At 34.4% G+C, this 18,390-nt stretch carries 16 protein-coding genes; 5 read left to right on the forward strand and 11 right to left on the reverse strand.

Going from position 1 to position 18,390, the window contains the following annotated elements; translation table 11 throughout:
* Window positions 1–514: 514 nt before the first annotated feature.
* From thrS to H7350_RS16575, 5 genes are all read left to right on the forward strand, one after another.
* A complete protein-coding gene (thrS, locus tag H7350_RS16555) occupies window positions 515–2,458 on the forward strand; it encodes a threonine--tRNA ligase (protein ID WP_204347044.1) in 1,944 nt (647 codons plus the stop codon).
* A 33-nt stretch (window positions 2,459–2,491) separates the two neighbouring features.
* The gene (gene infC, locus H7350_RS16560) at window positions 2,492–3,037 is read left to right on the forward strand and encodes a translation initiation factor IF-3 (RefSeq protein ID WP_420825373.1); all 546 of its coding nucleotides are present in this window, start codon (window positions 2,492–2,494) and stop codon (window positions 3,035–3,037) included.
* Between the two features lie 54 nt (window positions 3,038–3,091).
* Window positions 3,092–3,289, forward strand: a complete 198-nt coding sequence (gene rpmI, locus H7350_RS16565; protein WP_040250651.1) for a 50S ribosomal protein L35 — start codon at window positions 3,092–3,094, stop codon at window positions 3,287–3,289.
* A gap of 103 nt (window positions 3,290–3,392) precedes the next feature.
* Entirely contained in the window at window positions 3,393–3,737 is a 345-nt protein-coding gene (gene rplT, locus H7350_RS16570; protein ID WP_204347045.1) for a 50S ribosomal protein L20, read from the forward strand.
* 162 nt (window positions 3,738–3,899) lie between these two features.
* Window positions 3,900–7,157, forward strand: a complete 3,258-nt coding sequence (locus H7350_RS16575; protein WP_204347046.1) for an amidohydrolase family protein — start codon at window positions 3,900–3,902, stop codon at window positions 7,155–7,157.
* Between the two features lie 36 nt (window positions 7,158–7,193).
* Here the strand turns inward: H7350_RS16575 and H7350_RS16580 are convergent, their stop codons facing one another.
* The 11 genes from H7350_RS16580 to tgt all read right to left on the reverse strand — a co-directional run bounded on the left by H7350_RS16580 (window position 7,194) and on the right by tgt (window position 18,241).
* Window positions 7,194–8,270, reverse strand: a complete 1,077-nt coding sequence (locus H7350_RS16580; protein ID WP_204347047.1) for an adenylate/guanylate cyclase domain-containing protein — start codon at window positions 8,268–8,270, stop codon at window positions 7,194–7,196.
* Between the two features lie 11 nt (window positions 8,271–8,281).
* Window positions 8,282–8,560, reverse strand: coding sequence for an EF-hand domain-containing protein (locus H7350_RS16585; RefSeq protein WP_204347048.1), 279 nt, complete (start codon window positions 8,558–8,560; stop codon window positions 8,282–8,284).
* Between the two features lie 83 nt (window positions 8,561–8,643).
* Complete coding sequence (locus H7350_RS16590; RefSeq protein ID WP_204347049.1) at window positions 8,644–8,946, reverse strand: hypothetical protein; 303 nt, start codon at window positions 8,944–8,946, stop codon at window positions 8,644–8,646.
* 58 nt (window positions 8,947–9,004) lie between these two features.
* Window positions 9,005–10,189: an asparagine synthetase B gene (locus tag H7350_RS16595; protein WP_420825374.1), complete on the reverse strand. Its 1,185-nt coding sequence runs from the start codon at window positions 10,187–10,189 to the stop codon at window positions 9,005–9,007.
* Window positions 10,190–10,381: 192 nt separating this feature from the next.
* Window positions 10,382–11,428, reverse strand: coding sequence for an AI-2E family transporter (locus H7350_RS16600; RefSeq protein ID WP_204347051.1), 1,047 nt, complete (start codon window positions 11,426–11,428; stop codon window positions 10,382–10,384).
* Between the two features lie 101 nt (window positions 11,429–11,529).
* The gene (locus H7350_RS16605; RefSeq protein WP_204347052.1) at window positions 11,530–12,441 is read right to left on the reverse strand and encodes a hypothetical protein; all 912 of its coding nucleotides are present in this window, start codon (window positions 12,439–12,441) and stop codon (window positions 11,530–11,532) included.
* On the reverse strand, window positions 12,419–13,957 hold the full coding sequence (gene dnaB, locus H7350_RS16610; RefSeq protein ID WP_204347053.1) for a replicative DNA helicase: 1,539 nt from the start codon (window positions 13,955–13,957) through the stop codon (window positions 12,419–12,421). The genes H7350_RS16605 and dnaB overlap by 23 nt, the downstream gene beginning before the upstream one ends.
* 166 nt (window positions 13,958–14,123) lie before the next feature.
* Window positions 14,124–15,077, reverse strand: coding sequence for an acetyl-CoA carboxylase carboxyltransferase subunit alpha (locus H7350_RS16615; RefSeq protein WP_204347054.1), 954 nt, complete (start codon window positions 15,075–15,077; stop codon window positions 14,124–14,126).
* Window positions 15,078–15,152: 75 nt separating this feature from the next.
* The gene (locus H7350_RS16620; protein WP_204347055.1) at window positions 15,153–16,052 is read right to left on the reverse strand and encodes a DMT family transporter; all 900 of its coding nucleotides are present in this window, start codon (window positions 16,050–16,052) and stop codon (window positions 15,153–15,155) included.
* Complete coding sequence (locus tag H7350_RS16625) at window positions 16,039–17,109, reverse strand: LptF/LptG family permease (protein WP_204347056.1); 1,071 nt, start codon at window positions 17,107–17,109, stop codon at window positions 16,039–16,041. The genes H7350_RS16620 and H7350_RS16625 overlap by 14 nt, the downstream gene beginning before the upstream one ends.
* Window position 17,110: 1 nt before the next feature.
* Window positions 17,111–18,241, reverse strand: coding sequence for a tRNA guanosine(34) transglycosylase Tgt (gene tgt / locus H7350_RS16630; RefSeq protein WP_204347057.1), 1,131 nt, complete (start codon window positions 18,239–18,241; stop codon window positions 17,111–17,113).
* Window positions 18,242–18,390: the final 149 nt, after the last annotated feature.

Here is an 18,390-nt window from a genome sequence, read left to right on the forward strand (position 1 = left end):
TAACAACTAATCGAAATTGTTATATCTCAGTACTCAAAATGGTCTATTCTTTTGTCTCGAAAATTATCGTTTCCAATAATCCTCTTACGCTGTCAATTCAATATGTTAATGAACTTTTTCTTATCTTCTCTTAAGCACTTTATCACTTAAGCGGGTGCAAATATAAAACCCTTTTTTTATTCCCACAATATCTTTTGACTTTTTTTTTTGAAATTATTTTTTTAACCCCAAAACTCTAATCAAAATACTTATGAACGTAACTAAACTTGTTCCGTTTAGCGGGTGCAAATATACAACCCTTATTTTCTTCTTTCCAAAACTTTTTTACTCTTTTTTTTAACTTTATTTTTATCATTACTCTAAACTCTTAATATGAGGACTTTATATTAAAACAAATACCCTTTTTGCCAATCATCATAATATTACTCAGATAGGTTTGTAGATTTATATATACATATATTGTATGTCAATATTTATCATCTTATCTTTGCCAACTTAATTACTAGGTACTATTATGATAGATATTACATTGCCTGATGGCACTATTAAAACTTTTGAAGAAGGAACAACTCCGATGGATGTTGCAAAAAGTATTAGTGAGGGTTTTGCAAGAAATGTTATTTCAGCAAATTTCAATAATGAAACTGTAGAGACATCTACTCCATTAACCACTAATGGTTCTTTAGTTCTATATACATGGTCTAATGATGAAGGCAAAAAAGCGTTTTGGCATTCAACGTCTCACGTTTTAGCACAAGCATTAGAGGAGTTGTATCCAGGAATCAAATTATCTATCGGTCCAGCTATTGAAAATGGATTCTATTATGATGTTGATTTTGGAGAACATTCTATTTCTGAAAAAGATTTTAAGTCTATAGAGCATAAAATGCTAGAGATTGCCAGAGGTAAGCATGATTTTAAAATGCGAGCCGTTTCAAAAGGAGATGCTTTATCATTATATAAATCACAAAATAATGAATACAAGGTAGAGCTTATTGAGAACCTAGAAGATGGTACAATTTCTTTCTGCGATCATTCTACTTTTACTGATTTATGTCGTGGTGGTCACATTCCTAATACCGGAATAATTAAAGCCGTAAAAATCATGTCTGTAGCAGGAGCTTATTGGCGAGGTGATGAAAACAACAAACAATTAACCAGAGTTTATGGTATCTCATTTCCGAAGCAAAAAGAATTAACCGAATACTTACATCTATTAGAAGAAGCAAAAAAACGCGACCATAGGAAACTAGGTAAGGAATTAGAGCTATTTACCTTCTCTCAAAAAGTTGGTCAAGGTCTTCCATTATGGCTACCTAAAGGCGCTGCATTAAGAGAACGTTTAGAGAATTTTTTAAAAGCTGCACAAAAAAAGGCAGGTTACGAGATGGTAGTCACGCCTCATATTGGTCAGAAAGAACTTTATGTAACTTCTGGACATTTTGCTAAGTATGGCGAAGATAGTTTTCAACCCATAAATACACCAGCTGAAGGTGAAGAATTCTTACTTAAACCTATGAATTGTCCTCACCATTGTGAAATATATAATACAAGACCTTTTTCATATAAAGAACTTCCAAAACGTTATGCCGAATTTGGTACCGTATATAGATATGAACAAAGTGGAGAGTTACACGGTCTAACAAGAGTTAGAGGTTTTACTCAAGATGATGCACATATTTTCTGCACTCCTGATCAATTGGATAAAGAATTTAAAGAAGTTATCGATTTAGTATTATATGTTTTTGGTTCATTAGGTTTCGAAAACTTTAAAGCTCAGGTTTCATTGAGAGATCCTGAAAATCCCGAGAAATACATAGGTAGCGATGATAATTGGAAAAAAGCCGAAGACGCCATTCTTAATGCTGCTATTGACAAAGGATTAGATTATGTCGTTGAGACTGGAGAAGCTGCTTTTTATGGTCCTAAGTTAGATTTCATGGTAAAAGATGCTTTAGGAAGAAACTGGCAATTGGGTACAATTCAAGTAGATTATAACCTTCCTGAACGTTTTGACCTTACCTATAAAGGAAGTGACAACGAACTTCACAGACCTGTAATGATACACCGTGCGCCTTTTGGAAGTATGGAACGTTTTATCGCTATATTGCTAGAACATACTGGTGGAAATTTCCCTTTATGGCTCATGCCAGAACAGGTAATTGTACTATCATTAAGTGAGAAATATGAAAAATACGCCGAAAAAGTTTTAAATTTGCTAGAAAATCACGAAATTCGCGCCCTCGCTGATAATAGAAATGAGACGATAGGTAAGAAAATCCGTGAAGCGGAAATGAATAAAATACCGTTCATGATCATTATTGGTGAAAATGAAGAGAAAGAAAACAAGATTTCTGTTCGTCAACATGGTGGAGAAGATTTAGGCATGATTAGTGTAGATGAATTCTCGAAGATTGTTGAAATTGAAATCAATAAAACATTAAAAACATTTAAATAAAATAAGTTTAACTAAAATATATAAGCCATAGCAATACGTAGAAGACACAACTCTAAGCGAGTAGTAAAAGAAGATCAACACAAAATTAACTCTAAAATTAGAGCCGAAAAGGTAAGACTTGTAGGTGATAATGTAGAGATAGGTATTTATACAACTAAAGATGCATTAGCCATTGCAGATGAGCAAGGGTTAGATCTTGTTGAAATATCTCCAAAAGCTGATCCTCCTGTATGCAAGGTTATGGACTATAAAAAGTTTCTTTACGAACAAAAGAAACGAGATAAAGCTCTAAAATCTAAAGCTACAAAGGTGACAATCAAAGAGATTCGTTTTGGTCCACAAACCGATGATCATGATTATGAATTTAAAAAGAAACATGCCGAGAAGTTTTTAAAAGACGGAGCAAAATTAAAAGCCTTTGTATTTTTCAAAGGACGTTCAATTATATTTAAAGAACAAGGTCAAATCTTATTATTAAGATTAGCACAAGATCTTGAAGAGTTAGGTAAAGTTGAACAAATGCCTCGATTAGAAGGTAAGCGTATGACTATGTTCATCGCACCAAAAAAAGTAAAATAAGCTGAAACGTTCAGCGATAAGATAATAAGCGAAACGTAAATAAAACAGGAGATAATGCCTAAAATGAAAACTAAATCAAGTGCTAAGAAACGTTTTAAACTAACTGGCACTGGTAAGATTAAAAGAAAGCATGCTTTTAAGAGTCATATATTGACAAAAAAATCTAAAAAGCGTAAGTTAGCTTTAACTCATGACACTTTGGTACACAAAGCAGATGAGAACAATATTAAAACAATGTTACGTTTAAAGTAACAAGGTTTTAATCGGTTAAAACAAATTATAAACCCTGGAGTTAGGCAAAATAATTTAGCAAGTGTCAATTAAGACCGCCTACTACAAAAAAACAATTTAAGAAATGCCAAGATCAGTAAATTCAGTAGCAAAAAGAGCCAGAAGAAAAAAGGTTCTTAAGCAAGCAAAAGGTTACTTCGGAAGACGTAAAAACGTTTGGACAGTAGCAAAAAATGCGGTTGATAAAGCGATGCAATATTCGTACAGAGACCGTAGAAACAAAAAAAGAACATTCCGCTCACTTTGGATTATGCGTATTAACGCAGGAGCTAGACAACACGGAATGAGCTATTCAAAGTTTATGGGAAAACTTAAAGCTAATAACATCGAATTGAACCGTAAAGTTCTTGCCGATTTAGCGATGAATAATCCTGAAGCTTTTGAAGCTATAGTAAACAAAGTAAAATAGGGCTTTCGCCTAAACAATAACAACAATTCGCTTATAAAACCGATTCAGAAATGAATCGGTTTTTTTATATCAAAACTTTAAACTCAATGTATTTCAGCTACGAAAATTAACAGGTATTTTGAATTTTTATAGCTAACTTACAAGACAATTAAAATCCATTCAATGAAACGTATACAACTTATCACCATCCTCACGCTACTCCTTAGTTTTTACACCTTCAGCCAAGATAAAGAAAAACCCGAACCTTGGAATGTTTCTAACCCTGAAGGCAACTGGGACTTCAAAGAACTTAAGCTTTCTACAAATGAAGGCACATGGATGAATCTTGATGTGAGTCCCGACGGCAAGTCTATTGTATTCGATTTGCTAGGTGATATTTATAAATTAGATAGTAATGGTGGTAAAGCTAAAATTTTAAGAGAAGGTCTGGCTTTTGAAATCCAACCGCGTTTCAGTCCAGATGGCAAACACATTTCATTTACCAGTGATGCTGGTGGTGGCGATAATATCTGGATTATGAATGCTGACGGATCTGATGCCAAGCAAATCACCAAAGAAAATTTCAGACTATTAAACAATGCCATTTGGACACCAGACGGCAATTACTTAATTGCTAGAAAGCACTTTACCTCAGGGCGATCCCTTGGTGCTGGTGAACTGTGGATGTACCACAAAACAGGAGGCAGTGGTATTCAACTTACCAAAAAGAAAAACGACCAACAAGACCTTAATGAACCGAGTCTATCTCCTGATGGAAAGTCACTGTATTATAGTGAAGATGTATATCCTGGTGGATTTTTCCAATACAATAAAGACCCAAACAGCCAAATTTATGCGATTAACCGCTATGATATGGACACAGGCGAAATTACAAGAATTACAGGTGGACCAGGAGGTGCTGCACGACCGCAAGTATCCAGAGACGGCAAAAAACTCGCCTTTGTCAAACGAGTTCGTACAAAATCGGTATTATATATTCATGATTTAGAAACTGGTGAAGAATGGCCAATCTATGATCAACTGAATAAAGATCAACAAGAAGCCTGGGCGATTTTTGGTGTATATACTAATTTTAACTGGACACCTAATGATGCGGCTATTGTAATTTGGTCTGGAGGAAAAATCAAAAAAATCAATATCAATTCGCTTCAGGTTACTGAAATTCCTTTTCAAGTAGATGCGACGATTAAGATTGCTAAAGCGATCGAAGTAGATACGCCTGTGGCTCCAGATACATTTGACGCCAAAGTAATTAGGCATGCCACGACGTCTCCAGATGGCAAATCTATTGTATTTAATGCATTGGGCTATTTACATATTCAAAAATTACCTAACGGAAAAGCGAAACGTTTGACCACTGGAACCGATTTTGAATTTGAGCCTGCATTTTCTCCTGATGGAAAAATAATCACCTATGTCACCTGGAATGATGAACATTTAGGCGCCATTTATTCGGTGCCTACATCTGGAGGCACACCAACAAAACTATCATCGGAAAAAGGAATTTACAGAAATCCAGCCTATTCTCATAATGGCAAACATATTGTCTATCGTAAAGAAGGTGGAAATAACGAACAAGGCCGAACGTTTACTAAAAAAACAGGGTTATATCTTATGAATTCTGATGGCTCTAACCCAGAATTGATTACTAAGGAAGGGGATTTTCCAATGTTTAATACTGATGACACTAGAATTATTTATCAACATGGTGGTCAGTTTTTTGGAGCCTTAACTAAAGAACTCAAAAGTGTAGACCTTCATGGCTTTGATGAACGTACCTTGGTAAAATCTAAACACGGAAATATTCTGGTGCCAAGTCCTGACGGAAACTGGATTGCATTTGTACATCTACATAAAGTATATATGGCACCAATGCCTAAATCAGGACAAACTTTAGACTTGACTGATAAGAGTAAATATGTTCCTGTTACAAAACTTTCAAAAGATGCTGGTATTAATCTGCATTGGTCAACAGACAGTAAGTTGTTGCATTGGACTTTAGGGAATCAATATTTTTCAGCTGAAATTTCCGAAGACACAAAATTAGTAGAAAACAGTACCAAAATTAATTTAGAAGTCAAAACAGATAAACCTTCAGGACGAATAGCTCTTATAGGCGCACGCATTATTACAATGGAAGGTGATGAAGTTATTGAAAACGGAACTATCGTTATACAAGATAATCGTATTGAAGCTATCGGAAATGCTTCAGATATAACCATTCCGTCAGATGCTAAAGTATATGACCTTACTGGGAAAACGATTATGCCTGGAATGGTGGATGCGCATGCACATATTGGTGGATTTCGCTACGGATTAACCACTCAAAAACACTGGCAATTTTATGCCAATTTAGCTTTTGGTGTCACGACAGCACATGATCCTTCTGCACATTCGGAAACGGTTTTTGCACTTTCAGAATTACAAAAAAACGGCACACTAGTTGGCCCACGCCTCTACTCTACAGGCTTTATTTTATATGGCGCTGATGGGGATTTCAAAGCCGTTATTAATAATCTGGAAGATGCTCGCTCTTCAATTAGACGTACCAAAGCCTTTGGTGCATTATCGGTTAAGAGTTATAACCAACCAAGACGTGAGCAACGCCAGCAGGTGTTACAAGCGGCTCGTGAAGAAGGAATTTTTGTAGTACCAGAAGGCGGATCGACATTTTACCATAATATTACTATGGTCATGGATGGCCATACAGGCGTTGAACATAATATTCCTGTTGCTCCTGTATATAAAGATGTACTTGAACTTTGGGGACAAAGTAATGTTGGATATACACCAACACTTATTGTCAATTATGGAGGCATGAACGGCGAAATGTTCTGGTATCAAAACACCAACGTTTGGGAAAATGAAAAACTCTTAAAGTATACACCGAGAGGTATTATTGATTCGCGTTCGAGACATCGTATCATGATTCCTGATGAAGAATATGAAAACGGTCATATCTTAGTTTCTAAAACTTGTAAGGCACTTAGTGATGCTGGCGTTAAAGTGAATCTTGGTGCTCACGGACAACTTCAGGGTCTTGGTGCTCACTGGGAATTATGGATGCTCCAACAAGGTGGCATGTCTAATCATGAAGCGCTTAAGGCAGCAACTATTAATGGCGCAGATTATATAGGTGCCGCAAATGATATAGGTTCTCTTAAAAAAGGAAAGCTTGCCGATTTAATCGTTATGGATAAAAACCCTTTAGAAGATATCAGACATTCTGAAAGTATTATTTATACGATGATTAATGGTCGTATGTATGATACTGAAACAATGAATGAAATTGGTAATCATCCAAAAGAACGCACTCAATTTTATTGGGAAAACTCAAAATACAACGAAGCATTTCCATGGCATGAAGATTCACAGAGCTTCACTCGAAGTGGCTGTGGGTGTCATGTAGGATCTCATTAAAACAAAAAAACCGATTCTTAATTGAATCGGTTTTTTTTAGTATTCGTTAATCGCTACAATTTTAAGCGTATCTTGTTTTCCCTTGAGGAGTATATCTCCTATAGCCTTAGTTTTATATTTAGATTTTAACTTAATTTTGCTTAACAATTCTTCGGAAATCAATAAGGATTCATCATACTTATTACACTCATCTTGAATTCTAGCAGTTGTATTAATAACATCACCATGAAAAGCCAGTTCTTTTTTTACGGTACCAACCTCAGCAACAATTAATTTTCCACCGTGAACTCCAGCTTTAAAGAAAGGGTTTAAATTATAGGTCTTCATATAATATTTTGATCGCTTCTCCAGCAACTTTTTAAACGCAAAATACAATTCAATACAGTTGTTATGCTTGAGTCCTTTTTTTAATTTCCAAGTGATAACAGCTTCATCACCAACATACTGATAAATATCACCATCATAGCGCGATACAATTTTATTTAAATCAAAAAAGCAATCTTGTAATAACTTACTGTACTTATTATGCCCTATTTCTTCGGCGATTGTTGTAGATGATTTTAAATCGACAAACATAAAAACACGTTCCTCTTCGGTAGGATTTCTGTATTTTCCGATAAGCATATTGATTAAAATTCCTCTTCCAAATTTTTCATAAACCAATTTCAGAAATAAAAAGATAAAAGACGCTAAGAAAAAGTAGGATGTTGCTAACCAAAATAATGCACTAGTTTTCCACCAGCCTCTTTCATTGGGTAAATCTATGTCCATATCGAGTTCGATAAGCGTAATGATAAACGTCAAAGAAAAAATAAGGACTATTAAATAGATGGAGGTTTTAAGTAGAATAGTAAGTCCCAAATAGATGTTTTTGGTAATAAACTTATCAAACACAAATTCAATAATAGCGTAAAAAATTCCAACAAGCACACCTAATATGATTCCAAAATGAATCCATTCGGTAATAGGCACCTCATTTTTAGGATTCACAAACATGGTGCCTTGCTCTTCTCCATGCGCTATAAACCGTATTAAAATAAATATTGAGAATGCTAATATCCAATAGATGATAGCAAAAAATAATTGCTTAAAAAACCGCTTTAAATGATACATCTATAATTAGCTTATTTAGATTTTTTTGCAATTTCATCCACAGCAGATTTAAATTCTTTCCAATTGACTTCTTCATCTCCATTTTTATCGTATCCTTCAATTAGTTTACTGGATACCATACCTCTTATAAATCCGCTGATCTCTGCTTGTTTCAGCAATGTTGCAATTTCTCTTTTCGACAAGGTTCCATTTCCATCGTTATCAAAAAAATTAAAGGCATCCTCTGGAGCATTAAAGTGATTGGTAATTACTATCTGTATTTTTTTTAAAATTTTCTTTTTAGACGCCATACACTATTGATTTTAGAACTAATAAATTTAAATAAAAAAAGCCATTTAAAGTTTTAAATGGCTTTTCATCATTGTTATTTGGCTTAGTTATTTTCTTCATTGGTTGATACATCATCAACACAATCACCGAGTCCATCTATAATACTTTGTATGGTACCTGAGCTATCTCCACAAGCTTCTTTTTGTTGCTGCAAAGCCAATTTATAGGCATTACACAAATCTTCATAAGAGCCTGGCTCAGATTCAGAATTGGTAAAGTTTGTTAAAGCTGTTACCGTATTTTGAGTTGCTTCAGAACATGAAAGTCCGTCATCGCCATCGTCATCACTTCCACAAGAGGTTGACAATAAAGCAAGACAACACATTGAAATCATTAATTTTTTCATAAATAGTTTTGGTTTTATTAAAATACTAGCACTAAATATACACTTAAAAATAATATAATTATGTCTTTTGCTTTTTCTTTTTAGCGGCAGGAAAGAGCACATTATTAAGTATTAATCTGTAACCTGGAGACGTTGGGTGCAAGTCTAATTCTGTTTTAGGATCACCAACTTTATGGGTGTAATCTTCAGGATCGTGTCCGCCATAAAACGTAAAAAAGCCTTTCCCTTTAATACCATGAATGTATTTGGCTTCACCATTGGTTTTATTTTCACCCATGACTAAGACATTCGATTTAATTTCTTCTCGTGTAAATGATGTTGTTTGTCCCATAAATCCTTTTACTAAAGCCGTATGGTTTTGACAAAGCATTGACGGAATCGGATCCCATTTGGCTGAAAAATCCATCAATGTAAAATAATCTGTCGTCATAGGAATACGACGCTTTCTAGTCATATCAATAGACGAAAACTCATAAACGTTAGGGCTACGCTCTAATAAAAAGTCTTTAAACGCGAACGTTTTACTATAATCTATTTTATTTTGATATCCAGCATCACTACCATCGCCATCAAACATTGGTTCACAGATATCGACGCCTTCAGCAGAAAGTGCGATATCAAAACTATCGGTAGCACTACACATAGCAAACATAAAACCTCCACCAATAACATAGTCTCTTATCTTTTTTGCAACAGCTAGTTTTTCTTCGGAAACTTTAGAATAACCTAAACTCGCTGCAAGAGCTTCAGCGTCCTTTTTTTCTTGAATATACCAAGATGCAGAACGGTAAGCTCTATAAAACTTTCCGTATTGTCCTGTAAAATCTTCATGGTGTAAATGCAGCCAATCGTAGAGCAATAAAGCATCATTTAAAACTTCTTCATCATATACTGTTTCATAAGGGATTTCTGCATAAGTCAACACCATAGTTACGGCATCATCCCAAGGTTGTAATCCCTTTGGTGTATATACAGCGATTTTTGGTGCTTTTTCCAAAACAACGGCTTCCATGTTTTGCGACGGACTCGCAATCATGTTTAAAATTTCTTCGGCTTTAGAATTGGATATAACTTCAAAACTTACGCCTCGAATTTGACATTCGCGTTGGATTTCTTCAGAATCTGGAAGTAAAAACGAACCTCCTTTGTAGTTTAATAACCACTTTACTTTTAACTGTTTTTCTAAGGTCCAATACGTAACACCATAGGCTTTAAGGTGGTTATCCTGACCTTCAACATCCATTGGAATCAATATATAAGACGCAAATGCTTGTAGAGACACAAAGCATAAAACGATTAAAACGATTGTTTTTTTCATTGGTAATCTTTCATTTTTACAATTGAAATATACTCAAAAATTATTCCTCAAGTTATCGCTTTAATATAGTTTTAGGTATTTTTTAGCTGAAATACCTAAAAGTTTCAAAAACAGACATTATTTCTTTAAAGGCGTAATAGAACGCTCAGGACCAGAAAGTAATGATGCAATAACTTTAGTTGATGGAAATTGCTCTAAAATAATTTTGAGAAATACGGTAATAGGAATTGCCATAATTAACCCTGGAATTCCCCAAATAAAGCCCCAAAGCATTAGCATAATAAGCACTGTAATGACATTTATCGAGAATGATTTTCCCATAAATATAGGTTCCAGAATAGCACCAAATAACACCTGAACACCTGTTATTGCCAGTATAAAAAAGAATAGTGTACTTGTTGGATCCAATTCAACAAACGCAAATATTGAAAGCAAAATTACCGAGATAAAGGAACCAACCATTTGAACAAAATTGATTAGAAACGCAAATAATCCCCAAAAAATCGGGAAGCTTACATCAAAGAACACACAGGCTAATCCTGTAAAAACTCCAGTTAGTAAGCTTACTAAAAACTTAACTTTAATAAAGGTAATTAAGTCCTTCTCTATTTTCATAAACGCTTTAATAGACGTATGCTTTTGCTTCAAAATGGTATTATTCAATACTTTATGCATATTTATGGACTCAGACAACCACAGAATTGTGAAAAAGGTTATCATTAAAATATTGGTCAAAAATTTTCTGACAAAATCAAATGTTGAACCTATTGTTTCCTTTTGGAAAAATTGTGATAAAAAATTACCGTCAGGATTGTATTCCATCCCAACTTTATCTTGCATATAGAGCATTAAATCATTGATTTTTACTTCCGCTTTTGCAAAGAAACCAGTATCATTCGACAAGATTTGTTTACTAGATAGTTGTACTAACTCTACACCGATAAATACACCAATAACAATTAAAGCAATAACAATAATGATACTAATCAATCGAGGTACATTTCTCCTTCCTAGCCAACGCATTAGTGGCAAAAACAATAATGCAATAAACATTGAGGAAATCAACGGAATGAAAATAAACGATAAAATCTTTAGTAAATAAAATACTAAAGGGACTACGATAAACAGCAGTAGGATATTAGTCGTGCGTCTTTGTTCTAACATGAGGCAAATGGTCTTTTCTTAATAGCAAAAACAAATTTAGGGTAAAATGTTGTTATAGTGACAGAAACAAAACGTGTTTTTGAAAATAAATATAAAATTCTCTAGTTTTTCAATGTCATGACCTCTTCTAAAAGTGCTGGCAAACCAGAGTCGTTTATTTGGTCATTATTCCAGAAGCTCAATACACAACTTATGTTACGACCTCTGATTTCTTCTGCGATGTAATAAATGGTTAACGTTTTTCCGCCAGACATTCCAACAAGCAATGATTTTACACCAGTGAAATCATAAGTAACAGATTTGGCTGTTGTTTCTTTTCCTTCAAAAACTACAGGCACTGATGTTTCAGAAATCACTTTTCCTCCTTTTTTATGCTTAGTAATTAATAAATGAGTATCACAATTTTGTTTAGCATCTTCGATAGTTTTATGCAGTGACCAGTTCATTTGACCATAATAAGGACATTGTACATTTCTTACATTCATCCATCTACAATTCCCTCCTAAAACCAATGTTCTTCCAGCAAAATCAAGACTATCAACCGAAGAAGATACAAATACATCTGAAGGTATCGCATTGTCCATAACATCTGCTATAAACTGTCTTTCAAATTTTAGATTTCTGTCTTTAGCATAGGAAAATGAAATAACTTTTACCTTTGTTTTAAAGTCCAGAATATAATATATAGTATGAAGAGTAAGGTTATCTGCTATTAGCTCAGATTTATCATAAACATAATGATTGATAGGCAATTCAGGGTCAATAGTTTTGACGTCCTTTCGCTTAATTTTGTAAGCTCTTAGTACCTTTTTTAATTCTTTCTCGTTGAATTTTGAACTAAAAGATTGCGATGTAATTTCTATACCATCAACATTATAAAAAATAGCTGTCGAGTTTACTACTGCCTGTAACCTATCAAAATACGTGTCATTTTGAGCATATAGGACAGCGCTTAAGCAGCATACGAAAGCTGAGCATATCAGCTTTAATTTAGAACGGGACGTCATTATCATCATCCTCAGGTGTTCCAAAAGCATCCTGTGCTGAAGGGAAGTTATCAGGCTTAAAGGTATCATCATTTGCGGCAGCATTCATTTTTGAATGAAACTCTCCAAATGGTGTATCAAAATCATCTAAATTATCAAACTTACCTAAGTGACCAATAAATTTCAATCGAATGTTATCCAAACCACCATTTCTGTGCTTTGCGACAATGAATTCTCCTTGTCCTTCAGTTGGAGAGCGCTCATCATCATCCCATTCATCAATTTTATAGTATTCGGGTCTGTAAATAAAGCTTACAATATCGGCATCCTGCTCAATAGCTCCAGATTCACGTAAATCTGATAATAAAGGTCGTTTACTGCCTCCACGTGTTTCTACAGCACGCGACAATTGAGATAAAGCAATAACAGGAACACTCAATTCTTTTGCTAAAGCTTTAAGGTTTCTAGAAATCATAGAAATTTCCTGTTCACGATTTCCACTCTTCTGACTTCCTCCTGCTGTCATCAACTGTAAGTAATCAATCATAATCATTTTGATGCCATACTGTGATGCCAGACGTCTTGCTTTGGCTCGCAAATCAAAAATAGATAGTGATGGTGTATCATCAATGAATAAAGGCGCTTTTTCTAAAGTTTTCACCTTGACATTTAATTGTTCCCACTCGTGTTTTTCTAATTTTCCAGTTCTTAACTTTTCCGAAGACAATCCCGTTTCCGAAGATATCAAACGTGTAATCAACTGTACAGATGACATCTCTAAGGAGAAAAATGCAACAGGAATATTTGAGTTGACGGCAATATTTCTCGCCATGGTTAAGGTGAGGGCTGTTTTACCCATACCAGGTCGTGCAGCAACAATGATTAAATCACTCGGTTGCCATCCTGATGTTAACTTATCTAATTTTGTGAAGCCTGTAGGAATTCCGCTTAAGCCTTCTTTATTTGAAATTTCTTCAATTTTCTTTTTCGCCTGGATCACTAAACTTTGAGCTGTTTCTGTAGACTTTTTGACATTGCCCTGAGTAACTTCATAAAGTTTAGCTTCTGCATTATCTAATAAATCGAAAACATCTTTAGTTTCGTCATAGGCTTCTTCGATAATTTCGTTAGAAATTTTAATCAAACTACGCTGAATGTATTTTTGAAGAATAATACGTGCATGAAATTCAATATGTGCCGAAGATGACACGCGTTGGGTTAAAGAAATGAGGTAAAAATCACCTCCAATTAAATCCAACTTCGCATCTTTTTTTAGCTGACTAGAAACAGTTAATAAATCAACTGGTTCACTGTTTTCAAATAATTTGAAAATTGCTTCAAAGATATGTTTATGAGCTTCCTTATAAAAAGCTTCAGCACTTAAGATGTCAATAACCTCATCGACACCTTTTTTGTCAATCATCATCGCTCCAAGCACAACTTCCTCTAAATCAATAGCTTGAGGAGGTATTTTTCCTTTTTCTAAACTTATAATTGTACTTTTATCGACTTGATAGCCTTGTATTGGGTTGGGTTGCTTCATATCTGCGAATGTAAATAAATTGTAAACTAAAATTGACTTTTTATCATTTTCAATCTTAACAAGTCATCAACAATTTAACTGTTAATAACTTGATTATATTGTTAATAGCGACAAAAAAAACCGAAACAAAAAGTTTCAGTTTTTTAAATGCGTTATTTTATAAGGATTAACCTTTAAAAACTCCCATTCCCAAGTATTTTTCCATACGTTGGTTTACCAAATCTTTTGGTGATAAGTTTTTAAGTTCTTCGTAATTCTTTTCGATGGCTTCTTTTACCGCCTTAAAAGTCGCTGCTCTATCGGCATGTGCGCCTCCAAGCGGTTCTTTAATAATTGCATCGACAACTTTTAACTTTTTAGCATCACTTGCGGTAAGTTTTAATGCTTCAGCAGCCTGTTCTTTTTGATCCCAGCTTCGCCATAAAATAGAAGAACAATTTTCAGGAGATATTACAGAGTACCAAGCATTTTCTAACATTAATACACGATCACCTACTCCAATACCTAATGCGCCACCAGAGGCTCCTTCTCCAATTACTATAGCAATTACAGGCACTTTAAGTCGTGCCATTTCTAAAATATTTCTCGCAATCGCTTCTCCTTGTCCGCGTTCTTCAGCCTCCAATCCAGGATAAGCACCAGGTGTATCTATTAAGGTCACTACAGGAATTCCGAATTTTTCAGCAGATTTCATCAAACGCAACGCTTTACGATATCCTTCAGGGTTAGACATTCCAAAGTTTCTATACTGACGTGTTTTGGTATTAAACCCTTTTTGCTGTCCGATAAACATATAGGTTTGGTCGCCTATTTTTCCTAAGCCACCAATCATGGCTTTATCATCCTTAACATTTCGATCACCATGCAATTCTAAAAACGTATTGCCACATAGTGCTTTAATATGGTCTAGAGTATAAGGTCGATCTGGATGTCTTGAGAGTTGAACACGTTGCCAGGCCGTTAAATTTTTATAAATCTCTTTTTTGGTTTCAAGCAACTTTTTTTCAATCTTTTTACAGGTTTGGGTGACATCAACATCACTCTCCTCACCTATTAACTGACATTTTTCAAGTTGGTCCTGAAGTTCTTTTATGGGTAATTCAAAATCTAAATATTCCATTGAAATTTTGATTTAATTTTTAAGTTAGTACCTGCAAATATAAAAACTTTATATCAGTTATTAATTGGGTTTACCTTATAAGGTGTTTCTTTTTTTATAAGTCTTGTAATTTTTAAGGATACCATCGGCTAAAACTGTAGATAAAATCAGAAAAGCGCCATAATAAAATTGTGTACTCATGATTTCCGTTTCGGGAAACAATATCAATGCCATAGCTATCCCGTACAAGGGTTCTAAGTTATAGGTTAGAATAACAGTAAACGGACTTATATATCGCATCACATCTACCGATCCGATAAACGCATATGCAGTACATACTGAAGCAAGTATCAGTAGATAACCCCAATCTGATATACTTAAAAGGAAAAAATCTGTTGAGAATCCGTCTTGAAACAACACAATAAATAAGGAGAGAAAGACAACACCACTAGCAAACTCATAAAATGAAATTACAGTAGCCCGATGATTGGCAATAAAGCGTCCATTAATAACTGCAAATACTGTCGAAAAAAGTGCTGATACTAAACCCAGTATGATTCCGTAGATATATTTAATTTCACTTTGAGTAATTAAAAATACGCCAAGAATTACAATCATTCCGAAAACTATCTCATACCATATGATTTTGCGCCTGTAAATTAAAGGCTCAATAAACGAAGCAAAAAAAGCACCAGTTGAAAACATGGCTAGAGTAATAGACACATTAGATTGATTGATGGCTTCAAAAAACGTAATCCAATGCAAAGCTATGATTATGCCTGCTCCAAAAAATTTCAGTTTTGTTTTAAAAGGAACTTGAATTTTCAGCTTAATTAATTTAATGTATATATACATTAAAATTCCTGCTATAAACATTCGATACCATACCAATGCTGTCGAACCGATTGATATTAATTCGCCCAGTATTGCTGTAAAGCCAGCAATAAAAACCAAGAGATGTAGATGAAGGTAATTTTTAACTTTAGCGTTTGGCATTGTACAACAGATATGCTGCTAAGATACCAAAAACGATATTAGGGAACCATACTGCAAAAAGCGGATTAAAACTTGATTGCTCAGCCATCACTCCGAATACTTTGTCAAAAAACACATAAATCATGGCTATCGTGATGCCGAATGCTAAGTTTACACCCATGCCGCCTCGACGCTTAATTGAAGATACGGCTACAGCGATTATGGTTAATATAAACACAGAAACTGGCAAGCTCCATTTTTTGTATTTGACAACAAGGTAACGACCAATATTAGAAGACCCTCGGCGCTTTTCTTTTTCGATAAAATTAATCAGGTCATTGTATTGAAGTGTCTCGGCAATATATTCTTCAGGCGTTAAATCTTCAGCTTCAAAAGGAAATATGGTATCCTTTCGTCTCGCTGTTTCAATAATATCTTCGTGTGCACCAAACGTACGTTTTGTGTAAGTCATTAATCGGTACGACGTATCATTATCCTTAATAGAGTTTGCTGTAATTTTGTATTTTAAAGCATTGCCTTCAAAGTGCTCCAAGCTAAAGTTACGTCCTGTTTTGGTACTCGGTGTAAAATCACTTACATAAATATAGTCGTTATCATTAATCTGCCTATAAATATTTTTGGTTTGAATGATGTTTGAATTATTTTTTAAATACTTGTATTTAAATTCATTAAACCCTTTACTTGCCTTAGGTGCCAAAAACAAGCCCATAATTAAGGCAAAAGCTGCGATTATCGTTGCTCCAATCATATATGGCCTTAAAAACCTCCAAAAAGAAACTCCTGAACTCAAAAAAGCCACAATTTCAGTGTTATTTGCAAGTTTAGAAGTGAACCAGATGACTGATAAGAATAAAAATATAGGAAATAACAAGTGAGCAAAATAGATGGTAAAGTCTAAATAATATTGAGCCACTGCTCCAAAAGGCACTTCCTTTTCTAAAATTTTACCAATTTTTTCAGCAAGGTTAACTGTAATTCCTATAGGAATAAACAACAGTAACATCATTAAAAATGTAAACAAGTAGCGTTTCAGTATGTACCAATCGAGTATCTTCAAATTACAAGCGCTTATCCATTTGTTTCACCATTTTATCTTTCCAGGTTCTAAAATCTCCTGCTAATATATGCTTTCTAGCTTCTCTTACCAACCACATATAAAAACCAAGATTGTGTATGGTAGCAATTTGTTTCCCTAGTAATTCATTTACCGTAAACAAATGTCTTAAATATGCTTTGCTGTATTCGGTATCTACAAAAGTAATGCCCATCTCATCAATAGGTGAGAAATCATCTGCCCATTTCAAATTTTTAATATTGATAGAACCATGAGCAGTAAATAACATTCCGTTTCTGGCATTACGAGTTGGCATGACACAATCAAACATATCTACACCTAAAGCAATATTTTCTAATATATTTATTGGTGTACCTACACCCATTAAATATCTTGGTTTTTCCCACGGAAGGATCTCACAAACCACATCGGTCATCGCATACATTTCTTCAGCGGGTTCTCCTACTGAAAGTCCGCCAATAGCGTTTCCTTGCGCACCTGCATTAGCGATATATTCAGCAGATTGCTGACGTAAATCTTTATAGGTACTTCCCTGAACAATGGGAAAAAATGTTTGCTCATAATCATACTTAAAAGGAGTTTTATCCAAATGAGTTAAACATCGCTCCAACCAGCGATGTGTCATATGCATTGAACGTTTTGCATAATTATAATCGCATGGATAAGGCGTGCATTCATCAAAAGCCATGATGATATCCGCACCAATACTTCGCTGAATCTCCATCACATTTTCTGGAGTAAACACGTGGTAACTACCATCTATATGAGATTTAAATTTAACACCTTCCTCTTTAATCTTTCGATTGGCAGACAGTGAATACACCTGATATCCACCCGAATCGGTTAGAATATTTCTATCCCAATTCATAAACTTATGCAAGCCTCCTGCCTTTTCTAAAATTGGTGTTTGCGGCCTTAAATACAAATGATAGGTATTTCCTAATATAATATCTGGATTAATATCATTTTTAAGTTCTCGCTGATGTACACCCTTAACTGAAGCAACAGTCCCAACAGGCATAAATATTGGTGTTTCAATTTGTCCGTGGTCTGTAGTAATTACTCCAGCTCTAGCTTTACTTTGAGGATCGTTTGCTTTAAGTTCAAATTTCATAAAAAAAAGTCATCAGTTGGCAAAGATAATTATATAGACGTATTATGGTCTTAAACATTTAATAAAATTATGTCTTCAAAAACTTAAAATATTGACACATTATTTCTAATCGCTTTTAAATTGTTAGCAACTGACCAAAATCGTTAATA

This window comes from Psychroserpens algicola (assembly GCF_014526325.1).
Lineage (GTDB): Bacteria > Bacteroidota > Bacteroidia > Flavobacteriales > Flavobacteriaceae > Psychroserpens > Psychroserpens algicola.